At 37.4% G+C, this 26,421-nt stretch carries 27 protein-coding genes; 13 read left to right on the forward strand and 14 right to left on the reverse strand.

Annotation, left to right across the window (positions count from 1 at the left end; all coding sequences use genetic code 11):
- The first annotated feature begins 66 nt into the window (after nucleotides 1–66).
- Genes ACNTMY_RS07050 through ACNTMY_RS07065 form a run of 4 tightly spaced genes read left to right on the forward strand, consistent with a single transcriptional unit; the run spans nucleotide 67 to nucleotide 3,022 of the window.
- On the forward strand, nucleotides 67–831 hold the full coding sequence (locus tag ACNTMY_RS07050) for an amino acid ABC transporter ATP-binding protein (protein ID WP_423215917.1): 765 nt from the start codon (nucleotides 67–69) through the stop codon (nucleotides 829–831).
- 4 nt (nucleotides 832–835) lie between these two features.
- Nucleotides 836–1,645 (forward strand): transporter substrate-binding domain-containing protein, encoded by an 810-nt coding sequence (locus ACNTMY_RS07055; protein WP_423215918.1) that lies wholly within the window; start codon nucleotides 836–838, stop codon nucleotides 1,643–1,645.
- Nucleotides 1,646–1,660: 15 nt separating this feature from the next.
- The gene (locus ACNTMY_RS07060; protein ID WP_423215919.1) at nucleotides 1,661–2,365 is read left to right on the forward strand and encodes an amino acid ABC transporter permease; all 705 of its coding nucleotides are present in this window, start codon (nucleotides 1,661–1,663) and stop codon (nucleotides 2,363–2,365) included.
- 9 nt (nucleotides 2,366–2,374) lie between these two features.
- Complete coding sequence (locus tag ACNTMY_RS07065) at nucleotides 2,375–3,022, forward strand: amino acid ABC transporter permease (RefSeq protein WP_423215920.1); 648 nt, start codon at nucleotides 2,375–2,377, stop codon at nucleotides 3,020–3,022.
- Nucleotides 3,023–3,053: 31 nt separating this feature from the next.
- On the opposite strand, the gene ACNTMY_RS07070 is transcribed toward ACNTMY_RS07065, so the two are convergent.
- The 5 genes from ACNTMY_RS07070 to ACNTMY_RS07090 all read right to left on the reverse strand — a co-directional run bounded on the left by ACNTMY_RS07070 (nucleotide 3,054) and on the right by ACNTMY_RS07090 (nucleotide 7,484).
- Nucleotides 3,054–3,662 (reverse strand): TVP38/TMEM64 family protein, encoded by a 609-nt coding sequence (locus ACNTMY_RS07070; protein WP_423215921.1) that lies wholly within the window; start codon nucleotides 3,660–3,662, stop codon nucleotides 3,054–3,056.
- Between the two features lie 217 nt (nucleotides 3,663–3,879).
- Nucleotides 3,880–4,176 (reverse strand): hypothetical protein, encoded by a 297-nt coding sequence (locus tag ACNTMY_RS07075; RefSeq protein WP_423215922.1) that lies wholly within the window; start codon nucleotides 4,174–4,176, stop codon nucleotides 3,880–3,882.
- 183 nt (nucleotides 4,177–4,359) lie between these two features.
- A complete protein-coding gene (locus ACNTMY_RS07080) occupies nucleotides 4,360–5,877 on the reverse strand; it encodes a sensor histidine kinase (protein WP_423215923.1) in 1,518 nt (505 codons plus the stop codon).
- Nucleotides 5,822–6,514 (reverse strand): response regulator transcription factor, encoded by a 693-nt coding sequence (locus ACNTMY_RS07085; RefSeq protein ID WP_423215924.1) that lies wholly within the window; start codon nucleotides 6,512–6,514, stop codon nucleotides 5,822–5,824. Before ACNTMY_RS07085 ends, ACNTMY_RS07080 begins: the two co-directional genes overlap by 56 nt.
- An 88-nt stretch (nucleotides 6,515–6,602) precedes the next feature.
- The gene (locus ACNTMY_RS07090; protein ID WP_423215925.1) at nucleotides 6,603–7,484 is read right to left on the reverse strand and encodes a DUF3114 domain-containing protein; all 882 of its coding nucleotides are present in this window, start codon (nucleotides 7,482–7,484) and stop codon (nucleotides 6,603–6,605) included.
- 81 nt (nucleotides 7,485–7,565) lie between these two features.
- Here ACNTMY_RS07090 and ACNTMY_RS07095 point away from each other — a divergent pair, with 81 nt between their 5' ends.
- The gene (locus tag ACNTMY_RS07095) at nucleotides 7,566–8,084 is read left to right on the forward strand and encodes a TetR/AcrR family transcriptional regulator (RefSeq protein ID WP_423215926.1); all 519 of its coding nucleotides are present in this window, start codon (nucleotides 7,566–7,568) and stop codon (nucleotides 8,082–8,084) included.
- A 114-nt stretch (nucleotides 8,085–8,198) separates the two neighbouring features.
- Nucleotides 8,199–9,968 carry an oleate hydratase gene (locus ACNTMY_RS07100; protein ID WP_423215927.1) on the forward strand — a complete coding sequence of 590 codons (1,770 nt, stop codon included), beginning with the start codon at nucleotides 8,199–8,201 and terminating at the stop codon, nucleotides 9,966–9,968.
- 54 nt (nucleotides 9,969–10,022) lie between these two features.
- Here the strand turns inward: ACNTMY_RS07100 and ACNTMY_RS07105 are convergent, their stop codons facing one another.
- The 5 genes from ACNTMY_RS07105 to ccpA form a co-directional block, all read right to left on the reverse strand.
- Nucleotides 10,023–11,918 (reverse strand): right-handed parallel beta-helix repeat-containing protein, encoded by a 1,896-nt coding sequence (locus ACNTMY_RS07105; RefSeq protein WP_423215928.1) that lies wholly within the window; start codon nucleotides 11,916–11,918, stop codon nucleotides 10,023–10,025.
- A 144-nt stretch (nucleotides 11,919–12,062) separates the two neighbouring features.
- Nucleotides 12,063–14,009: a threonine--tRNA ligase gene (gene thrS, locus ACNTMY_RS07110; protein ID WP_423215929.1), complete on the reverse strand. Its 1,947-nt coding sequence runs from the start codon at nucleotides 14,007–14,009 to the stop codon at nucleotides 12,063–12,065.
- Between the two features lie 351 nt (nucleotides 14,010–14,360).
- Nucleotides 14,361–15,695, reverse strand: a complete 1,335-nt coding sequence (locus ACNTMY_RS07115; RefSeq protein WP_423215930.1) for a glycosyltransferase family 4 protein — start codon at nucleotides 15,693–15,695, stop codon at nucleotides 14,361–14,363.
- A 1-nt stretch (nucleotide 15,696) separates the two neighbouring features.
- Nucleotides 15,697–16,695, reverse strand: coding sequence for a glycosyltransferase family 4 protein (locus tag ACNTMY_RS07120; protein WP_423215931.1), 999 nt, complete (start codon nucleotides 16,693–16,695; stop codon nucleotides 15,697–15,699).
- Between the two features lie 82 nt (nucleotides 16,696–16,777).
- The gene (gene ccpA / locus ACNTMY_RS07125; RefSeq protein ID WP_423215932.1) at nucleotides 16,778–17,782 is read right to left on the reverse strand and encodes a catabolite control protein A; all 1,005 of its coding nucleotides are present in this window, start codon (nucleotides 17,780–17,782) and stop codon (nucleotides 16,778–16,780) included.
- Nucleotides 17,783–18,122: 340 nt separating this feature from the next.
- Here ccpA and ACNTMY_RS07130 point away from each other — a divergent pair, with 340 nt between their 5' ends.
- A complete protein-coding gene (locus ACNTMY_RS07130; RefSeq protein WP_134775515.1) occupies nucleotides 18,123–19,208 on the forward strand; it encodes a M24 family metallopeptidase in 1,086 nt (361 codons plus the stop codon).
- 34 nt (nucleotides 19,209–19,242) lie between these two features.
- Here the strand turns inward: ACNTMY_RS07130 and ACNTMY_RS07135 are convergent, their stop codons facing one another.
- Nucleotides 19,243–19,569, reverse strand: a complete 327-nt coding sequence (locus ACNTMY_RS07135; RefSeq protein ID WP_423215933.1) for a DMT family transporter — start codon at nucleotides 19,567–19,569, stop codon at nucleotides 19,243–19,245.
- A gap of 126 nt (nucleotides 19,570–19,695) precedes the next feature.
- On the opposite strand from ACNTMY_RS07135, the gene ACNTMY_RS07140 reads away from it, so the two are divergent.
- Nucleotides 19,696–20,190, forward strand: a complete 495-nt coding sequence (locus ACNTMY_RS07140) for an NAD(+) diphosphatase (protein WP_423215934.1) — start codon at nucleotides 19,696–19,698, stop codon at nucleotides 20,188–20,190.
- Between the two features lie 16 nt (nucleotides 20,191–20,206).
- Here ACNTMY_RS07140 and ACNTMY_RS07145 read toward each other — a convergent pair whose 3' ends face one another.
- On the reverse strand, nucleotides 20,207–21,097 hold the full coding sequence (locus ACNTMY_RS07145; protein ID WP_423215935.1) for a LysR family transcriptional regulator: 891 nt from the start codon (nucleotides 21,095–21,097) through the stop codon (nucleotides 20,207–20,209).
- Nucleotides 21,098–21,273: 176 nt separating this feature from the next.
- On the opposite strand from ACNTMY_RS07145, the gene ACNTMY_RS07150 reads away from it, so the two are divergent.
- The 5 genes from ACNTMY_RS07150 to ACNTMY_RS07170 all read left to right on the forward strand — a co-directional run bounded on the left by ACNTMY_RS07150 (nucleotide 21,274) and on the right by ACNTMY_RS07170 (nucleotide 24,464).
- Entirely contained in the window at nucleotides 21,274–22,002 is a 729-nt protein-coding gene (locus ACNTMY_RS07150) for a DUF554 domain-containing protein (RefSeq protein WP_423215936.1), read from the forward strand.
- 183 nt (nucleotides 22,003–22,185) lie between these two features.
- Nucleotides 22,186–22,620 (forward strand): MarR family winged helix-turn-helix transcriptional regulator, encoded by a 435-nt coding sequence (locus tag ACNTMY_RS07155; RefSeq protein WP_423215937.1) that lies wholly within the window; start codon nucleotides 22,186–22,188, stop codon nucleotides 22,618–22,620.
- Nucleotides 22,621–22,719: 99 nt separating this feature from the next.
- Nucleotides 22,720–23,157, forward strand: a complete 438-nt coding sequence (locus tag ACNTMY_RS07160) for a MarR family winged helix-turn-helix transcriptional regulator (protein WP_423215938.1) — start codon at nucleotides 22,720–22,722, stop codon at nucleotides 23,155–23,157.
- An 83-nt stretch (nucleotides 23,158–23,240) separates the two neighbouring features.
- Nucleotides 23,241–23,696: a MarR family winged helix-turn-helix transcriptional regulator gene (locus tag ACNTMY_RS07165; protein ID WP_423215939.1), complete on the forward strand. Its 456-nt coding sequence runs from the start codon at nucleotides 23,241–23,243 to the stop codon at nucleotides 23,694–23,696.
- 90 nt (nucleotides 23,697–23,786) lie between these two features.
- The gene (locus ACNTMY_RS07170; protein WP_423215940.1) at nucleotides 23,787–24,464 is read left to right on the forward strand and encodes an NAD(P)H-dependent oxidoreductase; all 678 of its coding nucleotides are present in this window, start codon (nucleotides 23,787–23,789) and stop codon (nucleotides 24,462–24,464) included.
- 50 nt (nucleotides 24,465–24,514) lie between these two features.
- Here ACNTMY_RS07170 and ACNTMY_RS07175 read toward each other — a convergent pair whose 3' ends face one another.
- Nucleotides 24,515–25,861 carry a dihydrolipoyl dehydrogenase family protein gene (locus ACNTMY_RS07175; RefSeq protein WP_423215941.1) on the reverse strand — a complete coding sequence of 449 codons (1,347 nt, stop codon included), beginning with the start codon at nucleotides 25,859–25,861 and terminating at the stop codon, nucleotides 24,515–24,517.
- 11 nt (nucleotides 25,862–25,872) lie between these two features.
- Nucleotides 25,873–26,319, reverse strand: a complete 447-nt coding sequence (locus tag ACNTMY_RS07180; RefSeq protein ID WP_423215942.1) for a ferritin-like domain-containing protein — start codon at nucleotides 26,317–26,319, stop codon at nucleotides 25,873–25,875.
- Nucleotides 26,320–26,421 lie beyond the last annotated feature (102 nt).

Raw genomic sequence — 26,421 nt, forward strand, 5'->3', positions numbered from 1 at the left:
GAAACACGAAAAATTCTATGTTAGAAAACCTAACATAGAAAATATATCTTTGAAAAGGAGACAACTGTGGCACTTATTGAATTTAAAAATGTAGAAAAATACTACGGCGACTACCATGCACTAAGAAATATTAATTTAGAAATCGAAAAAGGGCAGGTAGTTGTTCTCCTTGGTCCTTCAGGTTCTGGTAAATCAACACTTATCCGAACTATGAATGCTCTTGAATCTATCGATACAGGTAGTTTGAAAGTCAACGGACACGAACTCGCTAACGCTTCTGCCAAAGAGTTGGTTCAACTTCGTAAAGAAGTTGGTATGGTTTTCCAACACTTCAACCTTTACCCGCACAAAACCGTGTTAGAAAATGTAACTTTAGCACCAATTAAAGTTCTTGGTAAATCTAAAGAAGAAGCCGAAGCAATTGCTGAAAAATACCTAACTTACGTTAATATGTGGGACCGCAAAGACTCTTACCCAGGAATGCTATCTGGTGGTCAAAAGCAACGAGTTGCTATCGCCCGTGGTTTGGCTATGCAACCAGAACTTCTCCTATTTGACGAACCAACTTCTGCACTTGACCCTGAAACAATTGGCGATGTTCTTGCTGTCATGCAAAATCTTGCCCAAGAAGGAATGAACATGGTCGTTGTTACACACGAAATGGGATTTGCTCGTGAGGTTGCTGACCGCATTATCTTTATGGCAGAAGGCCAAGTTCTTGTGGATACAACAGATGTTCAAGGTTTCTTCGATAATCCGACAGAGCCTCGTGCTAAACAATTCTTGAGCAAAGTTATCAATCATACTAGCGATAACGTTTCTCAAAAATAAGGAGATGCTCATGAAGAAAAAAATCCTTTTAGCCATTATGGCTTGCTTATCATTTCTATTTATCAGCACAAAATTAACTTTAGCTGATACGGTATCAGAGCAAATCAAAAAAATCCAAGACTCTGGTGTTCTTAAAGTCGGTGTTAAACAAGACGTTCCAAACTTTGGTTATTATTCAGCTGAGAGCGGAAAATACGAAGGTATGGAAGTCGATTTAGCTAAAAAAATTGCCAAAAAACTTGGTGTCAAAGTAGCTTACACTGCTGTAACTGCTCAAACCCGCGAAGCGCTGATTGACAACGGTCAAATCGACCTCCTCATCGGTACTTACACCATCACAGACGAACGAAAAGCATCTTATGCCATCTCAAATCCATACTACTATGATGAAGTTGGTTTTTTGGTCAGAAAATCAAAGGGCTTCAAGAAAATTTCTGATTTAGATGGAAAAACAATCGGTGTTGTACAAGGATCAACAACCAAAACTGCTATCCAAGAATATGGAAAAGCACATCACTTGACTTTCAACTTTGTTCAACTAGGTTCTTATCCTGAACTTGCTGTTTCACTTTACGCCAATCGAATTAGTGCATTTTCAGTTGATAAATCAATCTTAACAGGTTATGTCAGCAAAAAAACGACAATCATTGACGAAGGTTTCAATACCCAAGAATACGGTATTGCAGCTAAAAAATCAAACCAAGCAGTCATTGATTATGTAAATGATTTGCTTGCTGATTGGAAAGCTGATGGTAGTCTGCAAAAACTATACGATAAATATAATTTAAAACCTGCAAAGGCTGAAAATAAATAGGAGAGGAGAATTGACATGTTTTTATTAACCGCAGCTGCGAGTCCATTTGCCCTCTCACGTTGGGCAGATTTCTTTGCTAACTTTGGTGAATTTGCAAAAGGCTTCCTTTATACACTGGGAATGTCATTTGGTGCTCTAATCTTAGCTTTTATCCTTGGTGTCATTTTCGGTGCCATGTCATCATCTAAAAATAAACTTCTAAGAGCTATCGCTCGTGTCTATGTTGAAGTTTTCCAAAACACACCACTTTTGGTGCAATTTGTCTTCGTCTACTACGGACTTGCCATTATGACAAGCGGCGCAATCATGATTTCAACATTCTTTACTGCAGTTCTCTGTGTCGGAATTTATCACGGTGCTTACATTGCCGAGGTTATTCGCTCAGGGATTGAAGCTGTGCCAAAAGGACAAACAGAAGCCGCTCTTTCACAAGGATTTACTTACAGCCAAACGATGAGTTTGATTATTTTGCCACAAGCGGTGCGTACAATCTTGCCACCACTTACTAACCAAGTGGTTAACTTAATCAAAAATACATCTACTGTAGCTATCATCTCAGGAGCAGATATCATGTTCACAGCCAAAGCTTGGGCTTATGAAACAACAAACTATGTGCCTGCTTTCGCTGGTGCAGCACTTCTTTACTTCATCATGTGCTTCCCTCTTGCAACATGGGCACGCCACAAAGAAGAAGAAAATAAAAAATCATATTCACTCTAGGAGGATTAAATGTCAGTACTAACACCTACAAACATTAGCTTCATCCTCCAAGGATTGTGGCTAACACTTTATATTTCATTTATTTCAATTTTACTATCAACAATCATCGGAACAGTCCTTGCTGTCATGCGAAACGGAAAAAATCCTGTTCTTCGTTTGATTTCAAGTATTTATATTGAGTTTGTCCGCAACGTTCCAAATTTGCTTTGGATTTTCATTATCTTTCTTGTCTTTCAAATGAAATCAACACCAGCCGGAATTACAGCATTTACTGTTTTTACTTCTGCTGCTCTTGCCGAAATTATTCGTGGTGGCTTAAATGGTGTTGACCATGGTCAGACAGAAGCAGGGCTCTCACAAGGGATGACACATTTTCAAATCTTTATCTACATCGTCTTTCCTCAAGCCTTTCGTAAAATGTTACCTGCTATCATCTCGCAATTCGTAACAGTAATAAAAGATACATCACTTCTCTACTCTGTTATCGCGATTCAAGAATTATTCGGAAAAAGTCAGATTTTGATGGGACGCTACTTTGAAGCCAGCCAAGTCTTTACACTATACGCAGTGATTGCAGCTATTTACTTCGTGATTAACTTTACCATTTCAACGATTTCTCGTCGTCTTGCTAAGAAGTGGGAAAAAGCTGCAGAATAATAAAAAAGGTCCAGCAATAAGCTGGATCTTTTTATTTGAACAATGTTAGTAAAAAGCTAAGTCCTTGATAACCAATAACTGTATAAAGGTACAATGTCACTGGTTTTGTAATCAAGAAAATCGTAATAAATTTTTTCCAAGTCATTTTTGAAAGACCTGAAACCATACATAGGAAGTCATCTGGGAATCCTGGTAGTGCAAAAGCTGCTCCAAGTAATTTCGCAAAAAACTTACCGTCATTCTTATCAAGATACCCAACGTATTTATCGTAAGTTTCTTGTGAGACGAAAGCTTTAGCAAAACTTTCTCCGTAGCGTCTTGCAAGGCCAAACGCTAATAGAGAGCCCAAGAAAATTCCTGTAAAGTTATAGACAAAGCCCCAAATTGGACCAAAGGCAAGATAGCCAATAACACTAGTCATACCACCAGGCACAATCGGATAAATGACTTGAATCATCTGCAAAAGCATAAAAATTAGTGGAGCAAAGAGGCCTAGATTACCTAGATAACTTTGAAATAAGCCGCCAACTTGAAAATAAGTTGGATGTTGTTTAAAGAAAATAAACAAGCCAACAGAGATGGCAAAGCCAATACCAGTCAAAATTTGAATGTACTTTCTTTGTGTTCCTGCTACAGTCATAGCTATCCCTCCCCTAATAAAATTTTTATGTTATCGTCGCCAGCTGATGATTTTTAAGCCAAATAATTCTAGAGAATAACTAATCAAAGCTAGCGGCAATGCCACTATCAGTAGTGCATATAAAATCTTCTTTTTCATGTTAATAAACTAAACAAGATCAACAATAATTTGAACTTCTTTCAATTCCTTCTTTTCTAATTTATACTTGAGTGTGGTCTTATTTTACTTTATAACGTCGGTCAATAATTGAGCCTGTTGAAGCGTTAATGGTATAAACAAATCGTTTTGATGCTGTTTCAAATCTAATCTTATAAGTAGCAAACATGCCCTCACGGCTTTTCATAAGGGTTTGTGAAACTACTTTTGACTTTGTAACACCTGCATTTTGATAAGCTACTTTCTCAACATCGCTTACTGTAAGTTTATAACCAGCTTGATTATAGGCATAACTGCCGACAAAAACAAGCGTCATCAGAACTCCAATCCCGATCAGGTATTTCTTAAAACTTTTCATCTTCTCTCCATTTCAAGATTGTATCCATATTATAACTGAGTTTTGGTAATAAATCTTGGATAAAGTCTCGAAAACCTGTGGCAAAAGTGTGGCAATTTCTACCTAAATTTAGTGTAACTTATTCTAAGGATTTGCGCTCTTACAAAATTGTAAGACATAAAAAAGACTTGTAGAAATCTCGTTCTACAAGTCTTTTTTGCTTTGCTCTATTGGCAATATAACCACAAATGTTGTTCTATCTTTTGTGGATTCAACTTGAATTTTACCATGATGGCGGTCTATGATTTCTTTAGTAATAGCAAGACCAATACCAAAATGTCCGCCTTCACCTTTATAAAAACGTTCAAAAAGATGTGCTTGGTCTTTAGCTGAAATTGGGTTACCATCATTTGAAAGACGAATTTCAACCTGATTAGTAAGCTTTCTGCTAGAAATCGAAATTTCTTTTTTAGCATAGCGAATAGCATTTGACAAAATGTTCGTTATCGCACGCTCAATTAATTTTTCATCAGCTTCAATATCAAGATAGTCCTCTTCAAAATCATGCTTAAAACTAATTCCACGCGCATCTACTTTCGCTTTTAAGTGCCAACTAACATCATACAATAAATCAATCAGATTAAACCTTTCAAACTTCAAGGTCTGCTGCGTTGATTCCATTTTTGATAAAGTCAAAATATCGTCAACAAGCTCTGCCATTTTACGACTTTCATCCAATATGACTGCTGCCGCTTCTTTGTCATCAGCAGCTACCCCTTCTTGAATAGCTTCCGCATAACCTTGAATAGACATCAAAGGCGTCCGCAACTCATGCGATGAATTTTGGAAAAAGAGTTGCTGGCTTCGCTGGTTGGCATCAATCATATCATTCATACGGTCAACCGTCTGACCAACCTCATTAAACTCTCGGTAAGCAAAGTTTTCTGGCTGCAAGTCACGTTCACGATTACCAACTCGTAAGATATAAGATTTTAAAGTACCAAAATGCTTATCCAATTTGCGTGATGTCAAAAAGATAGTTATGATAGCAACCAAGCCAACAATCATCATTAGCGAAAGCAATAGGTAGTTGATGTACCGCTCAAAATTCGCAATCGGAGTAACATTGGCAAAGACAAAAACATAATAATTCTGTGAGTTTTGCTCGTTATTAGTCTGTTTGACGTAGCCTTCCGCAAATGTTCCTGAGTACTCTTGCATCTTGACCATGTAAGTTGAATCATAAACTTTTAATTTTTTAAATTGCTGAGAATCAGTATCCAACTCTTCATCAAACCAATCTGTTTCAGTTTTATCTGAGAAATAATCAACGACTTTTTCTGAGATTTGCTTCTCAGATAAATCATAAGTCGATGCTGAGATGTATTTGATGTTAAAGTCTTCATCGACGATAGCATAAGTCGTTTCAAAAATATTTCCATCAAGTATCTTAGAAGAATCATTTCCCACATAACGGGCATCTAAAATATCATACTGACTTTGAACAGCATTAAAAGCTGCTTCTGCCAAAAATAATTTTAAAAAAACATTAAAGGTGAGCATGATTATCGCAAATGCAACAACCAAAATTGTCAATGGCTGCAAAAACAAGGTCGTTCTAAAGCGGGATTGCCGTCTTTTTTTCTTGAAAAAATGACCTGTCTTATCAGTCTTTTTTCGTGAGTTTGAATCCGTAGCCCCAAACCGTTTCAATAAGGACATGACTATCAACCCCTCTCAATTTTTTACGCAAGCGCTTAATAGTATCATCTGTCACACGTGTCTCAACCTCGCTGTCATATCCCCAGACTTGGCGTAAAAGTTCATCACGAGAAACAGCCTCCTCGCTGTGAGCCATCAACACTTTCAAAAGCTCGAATTCTGTGTTGGTCAACTTGATGTTTTTACCTTGATAAGTCGCAGAGCGCTCTTTGTCAGACAAAACTAACTCCTCATAATTTAATGACTCAGAAGACTCTTTACCATGTTCTTGAGTCATGGGCGCACGCGCTAAAATCGCTTTGACACGCAGACTTAGTTTTAAGGGTGAAAATGGTTTTGTAAAATAATCATCTGCTCCTGCAGAAAAACCTTTGACAAAATCATCATCGCTATCACGCGCTGTCAAAAGAATGATTGGAACGTCTGAACGTTTACGAAGAAGCCCAGCAATTTCGATGCCATTTGTCCCAGGCATCATGACATCAAGAATCACAACATCTGCCGCTTCTTCCATAAAGCGTAACAAAAGCTGATCTCCCGTTTCAAATACTTCAACTTCTAAGTCCTGTTTTCGTAAAAATGAGGCAATTAAGTCGCGGATATTTTTCTCATCATCAGCCACATATACCTTTGCCATTTGACACCTCTCAAGCTAATTTCTTACCTTCATCATACCATAATTTTAACGAAAACAAGCAAGCCCAACCGGACTTGCCACAAAAAACTTACAATTTATTCAAGGATTTTAATTCTTTCAAAAATACGCGACGAAGCGCTAGGCTCCTGCGATATGACGATTTTCCATTTTTAGAAAAAGCACCTTTTTTATTAAAATAGCTGCGCTGCCAATCGTCATGCCAAGGTCTTCTCACCCAAAGTGGTGCCACAAAAGCATTTCCTCGATTAGCTAAGATATGCTTTCGAAAAAGCGGATCATGTTGCTTAATTGCTGCTACATCAAGTTCATAATGCCTTTGATCATTCTGATTGGCGTAGTTAAAACTGGCGCCATTGATGACGCCATTATGCGTTTGTCCGTGCGGATCAATTTCATTTGCAAAACGACCATTGCTATCAAGGATAAATTCGGTGTGAAATACCATGAGGATTTTAAAATTAATAGGTAATTCAAATCCTAAAATAGGACGTCTCGGTGCCTTATTGTGAAGTCTAGCTGACTCTGTCACATCAAAATCAAAACTTCTTCGCCAAAAACGGCGTTCCTTCTTGCCTTTGAGATAGGCTAAAAGCGATGTCCAATCATTTTTTGCCGGATAATATTCTCTCACCCACTGAGCCTGATAGGCTGAAATGACATAACGAAATTGATGGACTTGATGGGCTAAAAGCGTGTCCTCTGCCATACTCTCACCTGGAAAAGCTAGCTGAACAAGTCTTGCTAATTCACTCCAAAAAGGATCATCTGGGACTAAATCATCTGAAAATTGATTTACCAATTTTCTTGTCTGTGCAACTTCTCCTGTTAATTCTAAGGGCATTTGTGCGATTTTCATGAGCTGAGTAAGCTTTTGTCTTGCTTTGGTTTGTGTCCTTATAGCTCTGCTATTTTCCCAAAAAAGGAAAAATTCTTTATCTCCGATTTTCATAGGTCAATTATAGCACATTGCAGCGCTAACACCTTTTTTAAAGGGGCTTGTGATAAAATAACTATAGATAGAGGGGAATTTATGAAGACTTTAACGGAACAAGCTTTTGCTCAAGCTTTAAAAGAGATTATGGCAAAAAAATCTTTTGACAAAATCACTGTCACTGAACTCGTCAAACACTTAAAGGTTAATCGTCAAACTTTTTATTATCATTTTAACGATTTGTATGACCTTCTGGAACAAATCTATATTTCTGACGGTGAACGAATGATTGGCGATAATCGAACCAATGATTCATGGGAAAAAGGAATGCTAGCCATTTTTCACTATATTCAAGATAACAAAGCTTTCGTCTGCAACACTTACTACTCCGTTAACCGCAATTATTTAGAACATTTTCTGTACGACCGTGCTTACGACTTAATTAAACCTGTTCTAGAAGAAAAAGGGCTTGATTTGACAGAAGAAGAAATCGAATTTCGTGTGCATTTCTATAAATATGGTCTGGTTGGTTTTATTTTAGACTGGATTGATTCAGGCTTACAAGAAAATCCTCAAGACTTGGCACACCGTATTTACCAGCTACTTGAAAAACTGTAGCTAAACAATCACTCAAATATGTCAAAATTTTAGACAAGGTGTTTACCTTGTCTATTTTGTTTTTCGCAAAAAAGCGCTTTAATGAAGATAATCACAGAAAAGGAGTTGACACGTATGTATTATTCTAATGGTAATTATGAAGCTTTTGCTCGACCTAAAAAGCCTGAAAATGTTGACCAAAAATCAGCTTATATTGTCGGTAGTGGATTAGCAGCTCTTTCGACAGCTGTTTTTCTTGTTCGCGATGGGCAAATGCTAGGTAATCATATCCATATCCTAGAAGAACTAAAACTTCCTGGTGGCAGTATGGATGGGATTAAAAACGACCGTCTAGGCTATATTATTCGTGGTGGACGTGAAATGGAACCTCATTTTGAAGTACTTTGGGATTTATTCCGTTCGATTCCTTCACTTGAAAATCCAGACCACTCAATCTTGGATGAATTCTACTGGCTCAACAAAGAAGACCCTTGTTATGCTAAAACACGTGTCATTCATGACCGTGGCAAAGCTATTCCAGATGATGGCAAGCTAACATTATCAGAAAAAGCTATCAAAGAAATCATCTCACTAATTTTGACGCCAGAAAGCAAACTTGAAAATGTTCAAATTGACCAAGTTTTTGATGATGAATTTTTCAAATCTAATTTTTGGCTTTATTGGTGTACTATGTTTGCCTTTGAACCGTGGTCAAGTGCCATGGAAATGCGCCGTTATCTTATGCGCTTTATCCAACACGTTGGCTGCCTAAAAAATCTTTCTTCTCTTCGTTTTACAAAATACAATCAGTATGAATCATTGATTTTGCCAATTGTGCACTATTTGACAGAACACGGTGTTAATTTTAGTTATGACACTACAGTCACAAATATTTTGGTCAATCGCAAAGGTCAAGACAAAGTTGCCACAAAAATTGAATTTACAAAAGCTGGCAAGCAAGAAGAAATCTTTTTAACACCAGATGATTTAGTCTTTGTAACAAACGGTTCAATCACTGAAAGTACAACATACGGTGACAATGACCACCCTGCTCCTGTTGAACACGAACTAGGTGCTAGCTGGGAACTCTGGCAAAAATTAGCTGCACAAGATGACAGTTTTGGTCACCCAGAAGTCTTCTGCCAAAATATCCCCGATGCTAATTGGACTATTTCTGCTACCATCACTTTTAAAGACAAACGTATTGCTCCTTATATCGAAGCTGTTAACCATAAAGACCCTTACAGTGGTTCAATCGTAACCAGCGGTCCAACTAGTATAAAAGATTCTAACTGGCTTTTAGGTTATTCTATCAGTCGTCAACCGCATTTCAAAGCTCAAAAAGACAATGAACTCGTTGTTTGGCTTTACCCTCTTTACACAAACCGTAAAGGAAATTACATCGACAAACGACCTGATGAATGTACTGGTAAGGAACTCTGTCAAGAATGGCTCTATCATATGGGCGTTCCTGAAAATGAAATTGCAGAAATCGCTGATGCTGCTTCCACTATTCCTTGCCACATGCCTTATATCACGACATACTTCATGCCACGTGGCTTAAATGACCGTCCGTTAGTCGTGCCGAAAGATAGTAAAAACCTCGCCTTTATCGGTAACTATGCCGAAACACCAAGAGATACTGTCTTTACAACCGAATATTCTGTCAGAACTGCCATGGAAGCAGTCTACACTTTACTCGATGTTGACCGTGGAGTTCCTGAAGTCTTTGCATCAGCTTTTGATGTCCGTATGTTACTCAATGCCCTTTACTACCTAAATGACCAAAAATCATTGATGGAAATGGATATTTCTTGGGCAGAGCAAACTCTTTTAAAAGAGGCTCTTAAAAAAGTTCATGGAACTTATATCGAAGAACTCCTCAAAGAATACCATTTACTATAAACGTCTCACTCAAATACAAATAGCCCCTCGATTGAGGGGCTATTTTTTATTTATCTAATAAATATTAAATGCTGTTTTACCAGGAATTTTATTTGCCTGACAATTTGTAATGATTGTATTTTTTGTACTTTCAACTGATTTACGAATGCTTGATTGGCTACCAGAAGCTGGTGTAGCGACTGAGCGACCACTTGGTAGTTTGTCAGCACTCTTGCCACTAAAGCCTTGAACAGAAGTCCAACCTTTAATGCTCAATGGTTGAATGTAGTAATTATAACCATTATCAAAGGCTACACAGTGATTAAAATATCCTGTAACTGAGCTATTATTGTTATCAAATCCTTTTTTAGCTTCATCAAAAGCAAGACAGTAAGAAAGGCTACGTGTCACACTTGATTTTGAGTTGACAGAACCAAGTTTGAAACCATTTGGATTTCCATCAAAAGAACTACCAGTCCAAGCTGAAAGACTAACTGTTCCAGCATCTGTTTGAATGAAATTACCTGAAGGCAAGCTGAATTTTCCTTTGGCATAGTTTGATGTAAATGAAGCATCTTTTGCCTTAATCAACTGTACCAAATGAAGATTTTCATCTAGAGCTTTTTTGTGGTCAAAATCATATTTACCCGTAAAGACATCTGGATTACCATTATTCCAAACCGCACAGTTTGTGTACGTGATATCTGGTGTCACATCACCAGCTTTATCAAATGAATCCCAACCATCATCAGAATTATCCCAAGCATAACAGTATGTAAAGGTATTGCCTGTTCCAGCACCAAGTTTTGGTGCAAAACCATCAGCATTACCACCGCGAGTATAGACATCACAGTTACGATAGCTGTAAATCGCTTCGATTGTATTTTTGTATGCGCCTGCTGTTATTTGCAAACCAGCGTCGTTATTATAACGAACGATACAGTTTGAAACTTTGTTGTTGCCAGCAGTTTTTCCTTTGATTTGGATACCGTTGTCAGGCGCGTGTTCGACAATCAAATTTTGAACAGTGTAGTTAGAACCTGAAATTCTCACACCAACAGCCGCATCTGATGAAGCTTTACCTACATATTTAGCCATAAAGTTTGAGAAATCAAGTTCAGGATAAGAGCCGTCAGCATTCTGAACACCGATAATTTGAACATTTGCATTTGCTTTTGAAAGTGCAATTTGTCCATCACAAGCAATCTTTTGCCCTTTGACATAAACTTTACCACCACCAGCTTTTTCAGCTTTAGAAATCGCTGAAAGAAGGTCTTTGTAAGTTGAGGCGGTTGTGTTTGTCGCTGCTAATGAAGTGGAGATTGTAGCTTCATCAGCAGTTTCAACTTCTGAAAGATTAACTTCTGTGCTGTCACTTGTGCTACTTTGTTCTTGACTTTCAGACATACTTTCTGTCGTACTTTCATCAGTGGACTCAAGTTCAATCTTGAAAACGTCAATATCACTATCTTTTGAATAGAGATAAAGGTTATCACCCCCTCCAGAATAAGCATAAGACTCTGTGCTAGCTGTGCTTTTTGCAGCAAAGCTTGTCAATTCTTGACCTTGACTATCGGCAATAGCAAGAGTTGCTTGTTCATCATCTGATGCATTTTGCAAAGTCACTTTAATCGTACAATCCCCAGAAACTGGGACTTGTGCAGACTGACTTTCTTCACTTCCTTGAGCTGGTAAGATTAAGGCATATGAGTAGTCGCTCCCATCGACTGTCACTACCTTTGGTTTGATTTCTAGTGGCTTCTCTTTAGTAGCCGACAGAGTTAAACCATCAACCGTTACCGCATCGGTAATAATTCCCAAACCCTTAAAACTTGCCTCTTCAAAATTCCATGAAGATGCCGATGTCGTATCAGCGTTGACAATTACTGGTCCAAAACCAGAAAATAGAGCTGCCATCACCAAAATAAGGCTAGACAGCACAGATGACAAGCGTCTTGTAAGTTTTCGCATTTTTTACTCCCCCTTTTTTGCGAGCGCTTACTGTTATTTTAACACTTAGAAATTGAAAACAGCTACTTTTGCAAATCTGGAAAACATAAAAAGAAGCCCCGCAGGACTTCTTTTTTACCGAATTTATTATGCAAATATAAGGAATTATTCAGCGTCTGGACGAGATTTACGGTCAATATCAGCCATGATATTTTCTACAAATTCATCGATAGATTCTGTATGAGTTTGTTTGCTACCGTAACGACGAACGTTAACTGTCTTATCAGCCATTTCTTTATCACCAACGATTAATTGGTAAGGAATTTTCTTAGTTTGGCTTTGACGGATTTTAAGTTGCATTTTTTCGTTACGTTCATCAACGTCAACACGAACACCTTTGTCACGAAGAACTTTAGCTACTTCCCAAGCGTAGTCAACGTGAGCTTCGTTAGAAACTGGGATTACAGTTACTTGGTGAGGAGCAAGCCATGTTGGGAATGCACCTTTATAGTTTTCAATCAAGATAGCTGTAAAGCGTTCCATTGTTGAGATAACACCACGGTGAATCATAACTGGACGGTGTTCTTCACCATCAGCACCTACATATGTAAGACCGAAGCGTTCTGGAAGAAGGAAGTCAAGTTGGATAGTTGACAATGTTTCTTCGTTACCAAGAGCTGTTTTAACTTGGATATCAAGTTTTGGACCGTAGAAGGCAGCTTCACCTTCAGCTTCAAAGTATTCAACACCCATTTCATCCAATGCAGCTTTCAACATTGATTGAGCATTTTCCCACATTTCGTCATCATCATAGTATTTATGAGTGTCTTTAGGGTCACGCAATGAAAGACGGAAACGATAGTCAGTCAAGTTAAAGTCTTCGTAAACGTCGATAATCAATTGAAGAGCTTTTTGGAATTCGTCTTGGATTTGTTCAGGTGTTACGAACAAGTGACCATCGTTAAGAGACATTTCACGAACACGTTGAAGACCTGACAAAGCACCAGATTTTTCGTAACGGTGCATCATACCGATTTCAGCGATACGGATTGGCAATTCACGGTATGAGTGTACGTGGTGTTTGTAAACTTGAATGTGGTGTGGGCAGTTCATTGGACGAAGAACGAATTCTTCACCGTCACCCATGTCCATTGTTGGGAACATGTCTTCACGGTAGTGATCCCAGTGACCTGAAGTTTTGTAAAGATCAACTGAAGCCAATGGTGGAGTGTAAACGTGAAGGTATCCTGAAGCAACTTCTTTATCAACGATGTAACGTTCCAAAGTACGACGGATTGTAGCACCATCTGGCAACCAGAATGGAAGACCTTGACCAACTTCTTGAGAAATCATGAACAAATCAAGTTCTTTACCAAGTTTACGGTGGTCACGTTCTTTAGCTTCTTGACGTTGTTTAAGGTAAGCTTTAAGGTCTTTTTTATCAAACCAAGCAGTACCATAGACACGTTGCATCATAGCGTTGTCGCTATTTCCACGCCAGTAAGCACCAGCAACGTTCAATAGGTGGAAGACTTGGATACGTCCAGTTGAAGGAACGTGTGGGCCACGGCAAAGGTCTGTGAATTCACCTTGAGTATAAACAGTAAGACCACCTTCATCGTCACCGTGTTCTTCGATCAATTCAAGTTTGTAAGGATCGTTTTTGAACAATTCACGCGCTTCATCTTTAGAAATTTCTTTTCGAACGCATGGAAGATTTTCTTTAACGATTTTTTTCATTTCTTCTTCGATACGAGGAAGATCTTCGTCAGTAATTTGACCAGATTTGTTATCAGTATCGTAGTAGAAACCATTTTCGATTGCAGGACCTACACCAAGGCAAAGGTCTGGGAAAAGACGTTTAGCAGCTTGGGCAAAAAGGTGAGCTGCAGAGTGACGCAAAACTGAAAGTGCATCTTCGTGATCAGGTGTCACAACTTCGATGCTACCATCTTCTGTAATTTCACGTGTGGTATCAATCAATTCTCCGTTAAATTTACCAGCCAAAGCTTTTTTAGCTAGTGAATTACTGATACTTTGAGCAATTTCAAAAGTTGTTACACCAGATTCAAATTCGCGCACAGCGCCATCTGGAAAAGTAATTTTAACCATACTATTCTCCTTTTTTAATAATGACATTGTTGAGAATTCCTTTTTTGGAACCGGACAAAAGGAATTTGACGAGTTCACAATGCTTTTTTCTCGAGATAAAAGAAAAACGACGCCCAAAAAGGACGTCGTAACGTGGTTCCACCTTCATTTATCTACGACAAAAAAGAGTCGTAAACCTCAAAATAGCTATATCGTAGCAACCGTTTTATGTTTGCATAAAAGCAATGGAAGGAGTATTGAATCAGCTAACCCTGCGCCCTTCTCACCAACCGGCACTCGCTCTAAAGGTTAAACCCTGTTCAACTTGTCTTCGATAGCTATTATAACACGAATTTTTTATTTTTCAAGAACTTAGTTAAGGAAATCTCGAATTGAATTAATTAAACGTTTTGGTGCCTTAAAAACTTTGGCAGACGTTTTGACCGTTGCTTTTGCCGCTTCTGCTGGAAGTTTGATAGCAGAGTGAGCAATTTTTACAGATGTTTTTTCGCGTTTTCTACGAACAGTCAATGAGAATTTTTCTTTTTTCTTGCTTTTAGCAGAAATCAAAACATCCAAATAAAAGGCATAAACTGATTTTCCAAAATGTTCAGCTGAGATGGCATACATTTTAGCTTGGTAGGCTTTTTCATCCATTTTAGGCGTATTTTCGATAGCATCTAAAATAGCATTTGCCAAATCCTCTTCTTGATAGAAAAGTGTTCCGAACATTTTTTGGTCAATAATATCATCCAAGTAAGGATTGCCATGCGCGATAACCGGTGTTCCGCTGGCAAGACTCTCTGTGTATGTCAGCCCTTGAGTTTCACTAGTTGAAGCTGAGATAAAGAAATCAGCTGCTTTGTAATAAATCGCTGTCTCTTCATGTGGCACCATTCCTGTGAAAATGACGTTATCTTCAATATCAAGTTCTTGAACCATTTTTTTCAAATCTGACAAATACGGTCCATCGCCAACAACAACTAATTTAACATGGTTATTTTTTTCTAAAACGTTGGGGAATTGTTGAACGATTGCTTGGATATTTTTTTCATGAGAAATACGAGATAGACTTAATAGCATTGTCTCATCTTCAGCAATTCCAAGTTGCTTGCGAAGTGCCATAGCATCTTCTTTTGTGATGTCCTTGCGTTCGTATTCTTCAACACGGATTCCTGTTGGAATAACACGTTTTGGAATCTTGATATCATAGCCATCAAGCAGATTTAGCACAATACGTGACGGGCAAATCACACCATCCAAATCATTTAAATAACCACGGACAATATACTTAACCATCCCAGGTTTGATGATTTTTCCCTTAGCAATGTACCCAACATAGTCTTCATACTGTGTATGGTAAGTGTGAACAACAGGAATTCTGAGCGCAGCAGCAATCATTTTTCCAAGCATACCAACGCTAAACTCTGTCTGTGTATGAATAATATCTAATTTATATTGTTTGGCAATTTTATATGACGAAATCAATCCACGATAGACAATACGGCGATCTGTGAAAGAAATAAAAGGAACGCTTGGAAGTCTGATAATGGTCGGATCTTCGTAGCGTTTAACCGCTTTATCTGTGGTTGTAAAGATATAAACTTCGTGCCCTTCTTTCTCCAATTCTTCCTTAAGGGTGCAAATACTTGTTGCTACCCCAGAAACTTGAGGAAAATAGGTGTCCGTAAATAGTCCTATTCTCATTTTACAACTCCATTACTTTGTGATAAACATCAACTAATTCGTGAGCAACCTTATCAATACTACGACTCTCAGCAATATGATAACCTGCTTCTTGTTTTTCACTATTTCCTGATAAAACTTTTCGTAAAGCTTTAACGAAACCATCGACATCAGTTGCTAACTCAGCGCAACTTTCGTCAACCCAGCCATGGTAAACTGGAATATCACGCACAACGACATGTTGGTGACTAGCAAGAGCTTCAAGAACAACAATGCCTTCTGTTTCCTCACGGCTTGGGAAAAAGAATGCGTCAGCACCACTCATAGCCCCCTCAAAAACATCTCCTTTAATATAACCAGCAAAGATAACATTGTCTGGATGATTACGTGTCACGATGCTTCGAACTTTGTGTGGAATAACCCATTTATTTGTTTCACCAAACCAAATAAAACGCACATCAGGCATTTGTTTAGCAACTTCAACAAATTCATCGATACCTTTTCGCATGAAGTAAAGCCCAGCACAAATGACAACTTTTTCATCTGGTTTAATACCAAAATGACGTCTAAAAGTTTCCTCTTTAGTAGGATTTGGCACATAACGTGACAAATCAATACCATTTGAAACAGCATAAATAGGTTTGTCAACACCATAACCAGTGATTAGTGATTTTGAGTATTCTGTCGGCGTAATAATGGCATCCGCATTGTTATAAAAATGACAAAGGTACCATCTAAAAATTGGTGATACTAAATTAGAGCCAATAAATGAATTACGAAAATCTTCCTCTGTTGAATGACCATGCATCAACACTTTTTTACCAGCTTTTTTAGATTTTTTTAGTAATTTCCAGCTCTTAATTCCATAAGTATTGATATGCACTAAATCATAATCATCATTTGGATTTGTTGTATAATCTTGACCAACCATGGTAAGCGCACGTTCTTGGTGCTTAATGGCACGACCAATTCCTGATTTTCTTAAATAATTTTCGGCTTCCAAATACAGTAAAACTTTCATAAACTCTATTATAGCCTATTTTGTAATATTTTTCACTAAAGCTCAAAAAAATCAGCCCAAAGGCTGATTTCTGATAAATAAATTATTGACGTGATGTACCACGTAATTTAAGACCATGATTAAGAATGATTTCTTTTTCTTCAAGCTCTTCTTTGTTCATGATTTTAGTCAACATACGCATGCTGACAGCTCCAAGGTCATAAACTGGTTGACTGATTGAGCTGAGGTTTGGACGTGTGTATGAAGTAATTGGTGAGTCATTACTTGTAATGATTTCAAAGTCTTCAGGAACTTTTTTACCTGCGGCAAACAAGCCGTTCAAAAGACCTGCAGCCAATTCATCTTCAGCTACATAAGCAGCTGTTGCACCTGAGTTCATCACACGTTGAGCAAGGTCATAACCATCTTTGTAGTTATAGTTTGCTTCAAATACAAGCCCTTCTTTGAATGAAAGATTGTTCTTTTCAAGTCCTTCTTTGTAACCAGCAAGACGAACTTTACCATTGATTTCGTCAATAAGTGGTCCTGAAACAAAGGCAATATCTTTATTGTTTTTAGCTAAAATATCAACAACGTCAGCTACAGCAGCTTTGTAATCAATATTAACACTTGGAAGTTGATGTTCTAAATCAACTGTCCCTGCTAGAACAACTGGTGTGCGTGAGCGAGAGAACTCTGCACGAATTTTTTCAGTCAAATGGTGACCCATGAAGATAATACCATCTACTTGTTTAGCAAACAAAGTATTTACGACATTAACTTCTTTATCGTCATCTTCATCACTTGATGCAAGAACAATATTGTATTTGTACATAGCAGCAATGTCATCAATCCCTCTCGCTAAAATTGAAAAATAGCTATTAGCGATATTTGGAATAACAACACCAACAGTCGTCGTTTTCTTACTTGCCAAACCACGAGCAACTGCATTTGGACGATAGTCTAAACGGTCAATAACTTCAAGGACTTTTTTACGAGTGTTTTCCTTTACATTTTTATTACCATTTACAACACGACTAACTGTTGCCATTGAGACGCCAGCTTCACGTGCAACGTCATAAATTGTAATCGTATCATCAGTGTTCATTATTGGACTTCCTTTCTATTTGAAAATTTCGCTTTCACAGATATTTTACCACCTTTTGGAAACACTTTCAAGGGTAAACTCGTTATTTTTGGAAAGTTTTCATACATTGAAAACGTTTAATGTTTTGTTTTTCTCATAAAGGTCTTAGAAAGGCAAAAAATAGATATTTTCAGAAAATTTTCTGCTATTTTTTAAAGCATATTCTGAAACGATTTCACATTTTCATCTGCTTTTTAGCCTGATTTTGTGAAAATTAAGCATATTTAATTTTTTTGGAGCAAGCTCTTGATTTTTTTGAATTTTTTTGAAAAAATGGGGATAATTAGAAAGAAGGTTTCGCATGTCTAAATTAGATCAAATCCGTTCATACCTTACTCAAGAAAAAGCAAACATTGCTGTTTTTTCTGATCCTGTTACAGTAAACTATTTAACTGGCTTCTTCTGCGATCCACACGAACGTCAAATGTTCCTTTTTGTCTATAGCGATCGTGAACCAGTTCTCTTTGTACCAGCACTTGAAGTTGCTCGTGCTAGTGCAATCCTAAACTTCCCTGTTTTTGGTTATGTTGATTCTGAAAACCCTTGGGAAAAAATCAAAAACGGTCTTCCTTCAGTTGATAGTGCCAAAGTTCTTGCTGAATTTGATAACCTAAACGTTACGAAATTCCAAGGATTACAAACTGTCTTTGAAGGACGTTTTGAAGACCTTACTCCTTTCGTTCAAAAAATGCGTCTTATCAAATCTCAAGATGAAATCGACAAAATGATGATTGCTGGTGAATACGCTGATAAAGCTGTCAAAGTTGGTTTTGATAACATCTCACTTAACAACACTGAAACTGACGTCATTGCCATGATTGAATTTGAAATGAAAAAACAAGGCGTTGAAAAAATGAGTTTCGAAACTATGGTCTTGACTGGAGATAATGCTGCTAACCCACACGGTATTCCTGGTACAAACAAAATCGAAAATAATGCTTTACTTTTGTTTGACCTTGGTACAGATATGCATGGATATGCTAGTGATATGACTCGTACAGTTGCCGTTGGTAAACCTGACCAATTCAAAAAAGATATCTACAACTTGTGTCTAGAAGCTCACATGGCAGCACTCGATTTCATCAAACCTGGGGTTACTGCTAGCGAAGTTGATGCAGCTGCTCGTAAAGTTATTGAAAAAGCAGGTTACGGTGAATACTTCAACCACCGTCTTGGTCACGGTATTGGTATGACATGTCACGAATTCCCTTCAATCATGGAAGGTAACGACATGGAAATTCAAGAAGGTATGTGCTTCTCAGTTGAACCTGGTATTTACATTCCTGGAAAAGTTGGTGTCCGCATCGAAGATTGTGGTCACGTTACAAAATCAGGCTTCGAAGTCTTCACACACACACCAAAAGAATTGTTGTACTTTGAAGGATAATCAGAAAAAAAGACAAGCCTTAATGGCTTGTTTTTTAATGTCCAGCATTTCCTAGTAAGTTAACCATCATGACACCTACAATGATAAGTGCCAGTCCGATGATAGTATAGGCATTGATTTTTTCATTGAAAATCATGACAGAAATAATAGCTGTAAAAACTAAACCAACCGCTGACCAAGTTGCATAAGCTACGCCAAGTGGTATTTTCTTCAACGATAACGACAAGAAAAAGAAGCAAATGCCATAACTAAGTAATGCTGAAATGCTTTGAATAGGCTTCGTAAAGCCAGCAGATAATTTCAATAAATTAGTTCCTAAAAGCTCACCAACAATGGCAAGTAACAAATATAAATAAGACATTTTTCTCCTTTCAATACCATTTTATATAAAAATAATCTAAAAACTAGTCTTGAATTTTTTCAATCATTTGCGAGGTATAGATTTTATTGATAAAATGGCTTTTGAGCAATTCAAAAAGAGGTTCTTATGTTTTATAAAACAATGACATATTGTCCCGAATGTGGACATCCTTTAGAAAAGAAATTCTTAGAGCACGAGGGTGACATTCCTTACTGCCCACAGTGTGAAAGTTTTCGTTTTCCAGTCTTTAACACAGCTATTAGCGCAATCTTATTTAACGAAAATCATGATAAAATTCTCTTGATAAAGCAATATAACATGCCTCAACACATTCTGCTTGCAGGTTATGTATCACAAGGTGAAAATGCGGAGACAACTGTTGCCCGAGAAATCAATGAAGAATTGGGCTTGACAGTCAAATCGCTAACTTTTAACGCTACTAAATACTATGAGCGCAGCAACTCACTGATGATTAATTTTGCAGCAACCGTCACTGGAAATGTCACTCCCAACTATGAGATTGACGAGTGGGATTGGTTTTCTATCGAAGATGCCAAAAAAGCCATAAAAAATGGCTCACTAGCAGAACAATTCTTACTAGAATTTTTAGATAAAGTTTAAAAGGATTGAGAAAAACTCAATCCCTTTTTTTATACTTTTTCTGCATTTCTTGCCAAAATTTTTGAACTGCTGCAGAGTGATTCTGCTTTAACTTCATCAAAACCATTTCAGAATCTTTTGTGATATCAAGTGGTCGAAAAACAATTTCTTTATTTTCAAATGGTAAAGCCATCTTTTCCATCATCAAGGAAATGCCCAAATCATTTTCAATAAAATCAATAATCAAATTGATGCGATTGCCCTTGTATGTGACCTCAGGGTCGAAATGATAAGCATGGCAAAGTTCTAAAAACGGCTGCATCAGTTGCGTCTGCTCACTGAGCTGCAAGAATTTCTCATCAGATAGTTCCTCAAGACTAATGCTATTTCTATCTGCCAAATGATGTGTACTTGGCAAAACAACTACCCAACAGTCACGGTCAATCGTAATGGTTTCAACATTTTGAGGCAATTTACTCGTAAACTGTCTGGCAAAAATGATGTCACACTTCTGCCTGAGTAAGTTATCTAATAAAGTATCAGCTTCCTCTTCTTCTACACTAACTTCAAATTCTCTGTGGCGTTTTTTAAAACCAGCAATCTCAGAAATAATGGAATAAAAAGGCATACTTGGAATACCATGAAGAAGTAGCTTAGTCTCACCGTCTACTTTCATCTGGGACAACTCGTTTTTCATTTGCCTGTGATTTGTCAAAATCATTTCCGCATATTTTTTAACCACTTCCCCTTCTTTAGTAATGGCGATATGGCGTCGATTACGATGAAATAATGACACTCCAAGTTCTTTTTCTAAAGCCATGATTTGCTTTGAGACATTCCCTTGACTCGTATAAAGACGTTCTGCTGTTTCTGTGTAATTAAGTGTCTCACACAGTGATATAAAAACTTGTAACTTCTGAAGATTCATCCACACTCTCCTATTTATTCCATTTTAGAATAAGTTATCACCAAATGCAAATTGATTTTTAACTTATTCGTGCTACACTAGTTATTGGGAAAAATATATTGTCACCTTAAGTCACTTGTTTTTACAAGTGAGCTTATTTTTTTGCTTTATTTTAAATCTTAAAAAGGAGGAACTACATGCCAACTGGTGTCATTATCAATTCTTTTGCAATTATTTTCGGAGGAATCCTCGGAGGAATTTTTGGTCATATCTTGTCTGAAGATTTTAAAAATCAGCTAAATCTTATTTTCGGTGTTTGCTCAATGGGGATGGGCATCTCATCTATTGGGCTTATGAAATACATGCCAGCAGTTATCTTTGCTATCGTTGTGGGAACTGCTATCGGTCTTGCTATTAATCTCGGTGAATGGATTAACAAAGGTGGTATTTTGATGCAAAAAGCCGTCTCAAAAATCTTGCCACAAAAGCACAGCCAACTTTCAAATGACGAATTTTTAGCAACTTTACTTACTGTTATCGTTCTTTTCTGTGCCAGCGGAACTGGTATTTACGGTAGTCTTGACTCAGGTATGACTGGAGATTCTACCATCTTAATTTCAAAATCAATTCTTGACTTCTTTACGGCTGCTATTTTTGCATGTAACCTTGGCTTTGTGGTTTCACTTATCGCCATTCCTCAATTCATCATCTTTACAGCCCTATTTTTACTTGCAGGAATTATCGTGCCACTGACAACCCCTGATATGATTGCTGACTTTAAAGCATGCGGTGGTTTTCTCATGGTAGCAACTGGTTTTCGAATGATTCGCGTCAAAATGTTTCCAACAGCTGACATGATTCCTGCCATGGTTATCGTCATGCCTCTATCATGGTTCTGGGTGAATGTCATCATGCCATTGTTGTAAATGATGAAAAATTTAGAAAATTAGAAAACAAGCTTTTTTCAAAAAAGCTTGTTTTTTGATTACACAGCCAATAAACGCTTACATGACAATGATTTAATATTTTGTTACATGAGCATATTATTTGTTATCTTTCTCTAAGTTTGCTATCATAATTGCTATAATTAAATAATTAAGGAGATTGCGATGCCCAAAACTGTTCAAGAAATGCTTGATTCTCGACTCTTTTTCGCTATCAAAAAACTCAATCGTGCTCTCGATAAAATTTCTGAAGAATCTTTCCAGAAAGTCGGATTGTCCCCTTCTCAATCAACCATCCTAATGATTTTGGATATGGAAAACGGAAAACTTCATAAGGATCTTGCTAAAATACTTGGCGTTACAGCTCCCACTCTAACAAGAATTATTGAAAAACTTGTTCATAAAGGGCTCGTTGAAATTATCTGTAAAGGTCGTACAAAGCACGTTTACATTACTGATGAAGGACGCAAAGTCATTCCTAGTATTCAACAAGCACATTCAGAAGTCAAACAACTCTTTAACCGATTTGTTAAAAATTATCCAGAAAATCTCGTTGAGGAATTAAATAAAATCACTCAACAACTTAAATTTTGCGAGTAAAACTAAGCCGTCTTCCACGGCTTTTTATTTTGCTCAATTTGTAAACCAAGTACAACTGTGTTAAGATTAAAACTGGAAACATTTTCAAAGGAGACTATCGTGCCAGAAAATATTCAAACTTTACTAAACACAGATTTTTTCTTTTCCATAAAAAAACTCAACCGCATTTTGGAAAAAAAGACAGAAGAAACTTATCGAAAAATTGGATTGTCACACAGTTACGCCTTAACACTTTTTATCCTTAGTCAAGAAGACGGAAAATGTTACAAAGACCTTGCTGACATCCTTTGTATCACAGCTCCTTCTATGACAAAAATCATTGAAAAGCTGAAACGCCGAGATTTGGTTTACCTCGTTCCAGAAGGTCGTACAAAACACATCTACTTATCAGGTAAAGGTAAGGACCTTGCAAATGTTATAGCTGAAACTTTTTTTAGCACACGACAAGAATTCATCGAACTAACCAAGATCAACAATCTCACCAACCTGAACACCCTAATCACCCAAATTAACCACATTACCCAAATAATCGATTAGCAACGGTTCCACTCTTTGTTTTTTGATTGAAAGCATTAAAGGTCAAGTTGCCATCTCCATATAACTATGTTAAGATAGTTTCCATGAATACACATACTGAGGAAAATTTTATATCAACAGACCTTCAAAAAAATCTGGATGGATGTTTATATTTTTCAATCAAAAGACTAGAAAAAGCACTTGATAAGTATACCGAAGATGCTTTTCATAAACTAGGGATGTCACATTCTTATGCTCTAGTTCTTTTTATTTTGAGTCAAGAGAACGGTAAATGCTGCAAAGACCTCGCAAATATACTTTTTATTGCTCCACCATCTCTCTCAAAAATTGTTACTAAACTTGCTCAGAGGGAATTGGTCACAATCACACAAGATGGCCGCACAAAGCACGTTTACATTACCGATAAGGGAAGAGAACTCATTCCAGATATTTTACAATTTTTCCGCGATACAAGAAAATCATTTATGGAAATGAACCAAGATTATAACCTCAGTGGTTTTATCAAAGATGTCAACTATTTAAGAGAAAAACTCAAGTAAACAAAGATTCAATTCTTTGTTTTTTTGATTTCTAAAATTAGCAAAAATAATGTGAAAATGCTATCATAGAAAGAAAAATAGGAGGCTGATATGACTAAAGAAGCTATCAAAAAACAAGTCCTCGATGCCTTTGACCATCGAGTTGCCGTTCGTGTTTACAATGACAGTGATATTTCACATGATGATATGGAATATATTCTTGATACCGCTTGGCTAAGCCCTTCTTCAATTGGGCTAGAAGCTTGGCGCTTTATCGTTCTCGACCGCAAGCACATCGCAGAACTTCGTGATGATTTAAAATCAGTTGCTTGGGGAGCACAACCCCAACTTGATACAGCAAGTCACTTTGTCCTTCTTATCGCTGAGAAGAACGCTCGTTACGACTCAGAATCAGTAAAAGACAGTCTTGTTCGTCGTGGTCTTGGCGAAGGCGATGCTCTTAATAGTCGCTTAGCAACCTACGAATCATTCCAAAAAAATGATATGAAAACTGCGGATAATCCTCGTGCATTATTTGACTGGACTGCTAAGCAAACTTACATCGCTCTTGGAAATATGATGACTGCAGCTAGCATGATTGGCATTGACTCTTGTCCAATCGAAGGGTTCAACTATGATAAAGTTAATGCTATTCTAGCAAAAACTGGTCTTATCAATCCTGACCAAGAAGGCATTGCTAGCATGGCTTCGTTTGGTTACAGACTTCGCGACCCTAAACACCCACGCTCACGCAAGCCACGTGAAAATGTCATTACTTGGGCTGACTAATACTAAAAAAACCTTGATCAGTTTGTTCAAGGTTTTTTGTTATTTTGCTATTAAATCAATGCCATCATAACAGCGTTAATCAAGCCGTTTGTTGTGCCAGGGAAGGCAAAAATCATTTGGCTTAGGTCAAGTGCTGTCATTTTTTGGTTAATCATCAAAGTGATAAGGTTGATCATTTCGCCAGCTTCATTTCCTAAAAGACTAGCTCCGACCAATTCTTTATTTTGGTTAACGATAAGTGTGATGTGCGCTTCATCTTCCAATTTAGTTTGGAATTTCAATTGTTGTCCAAATGGCACTTCAACTACGCGGTAATTGTCATTTTCACGTGCTTCTTCAACTGTCACACCAACTTGCGCAATACGTGGGAATGTGAAGACAAGATTTGGCACTGCTGGATAGTTGATTGGTTCTTTGTTCAATCCAAGAATGAATGCTGCAATGTAATCTGATTCAAAGCTTGCTGTTGGTGTCAAACGAGGAATTGTTTTGTCAACTACATCTCCACTAGCAAAGACATTAGGAACTGAAGTTTGCATGTATTGGTTAACAACGATACCTGAACGGTTAAATTCAATACCAAGTTCTTCCAAACCAAGATTTTCAACGTTTGAAATACGACCAGTCGCATCAAGAACATAATCTGTTTCAACAACCAAACCTTGTGCTGTTGTCACACGGAAGCCATTTGCCACTTGTTCTACTTTTTCAACTGCTTGACTGAAGTGGAAGTTAACACCTTCTGCTTGCATCTTAGCCACAACTGTCTCAACATAGTTTTCTTGGTAAGCAGCCAAAGCTCTGTCAGCAAATTCGATAATATGAACTTCTGAGCCAAGTTTTGCAGCCATTGTTGCAAATTCCATTGAGATAATACCAGCTCCGACAAAAGTAATGCGTTTTGGCATGTCATCTAAGTCAAGGAAGTCACGGCTATCATGAAGAAGTTCTTTACCTTCAATATTCAAACGAGCTGGACGTTGACCTGTACCGATTACGATATAATCACTTGTGACATTTTCACCGTCAACACTAACAGTGTGAGCATCAACTAATTTTCCGTAACCTTTTAGAAGGTTGATGTTTAATTGAGCAAACATACCTTCCATAAGCGGTGCATATGTAGGAATTTCTGTCTTTTTAAACGCCATGAGTTTTTGCCAGTTAACTTCAGTGTTACCTGTGATACCAGCTTTTTCATAGCGAGACAAGCCATCAACAAATTCAAACGGACTGTCTAGTAAGAATTTTGCGTTACAGCCGTAGTTTGTACAAGTTCCTGCTGTTACATCTTTTTCAACAATCGCTACTTTTTTTCCTGCGCGAGCCAATGTCACTGCAGCGTGCCAGTTAGCATGTCCTGAACCAATAAAAACAATATCGTAATCGTAAGCCATTTTTTATCTCCTTAAAGTTGTTGTGTTAACCAATTTTGGTAACCAATAAAATCAATTAAATCTAATTGTTGTTGTGTCCATTGCAAATCATCGTCTTCGTCTTTGTAATAGTCTTTAAGCAAATCATATGTTACAAAGTCCTCAGATACGGCTTTAATCAATGGGCTCAAATCTTTCAAACCATTTTTTGAAATCTCCAAATCTTCTCTAAGCCACTCAAGTGCAGTCGTTGGAACTTCAAATGCTTCTTGACTTTGATAAGAAATATTACCACCTAAATCCAAAATACGATTAAAGACTTGCTTAGCAAAGTCACGTTCTTCTTCAGCATGGCTTTGGTATTTGTCTGCTAATTTTGAAAAACCTTGTGCTGCAAATTGTAAAGCAACCAACTGATGTTTGTTAGCCTGACTTAAAACACCGTTACCAACATTTTGTAAAATATCAATAGTATTCAAATTTGGTCTCCTTTCTTTTTCAATCGTGCGCGATTGAATATAGTTTACTACTAAACTTTTGAGTTGTCAATTTTTTACTTTTACTTTTTTCTATGTTATGAT

The sequence above is a fragment of the Streptococcus equinus genome, from assembly GCF_049393735.1.
GTDB lineage: Bacteria > Bacillota > Bacilli > Lactobacillales > Streptococcaceae > Streptococcus > Streptococcus equinus_G.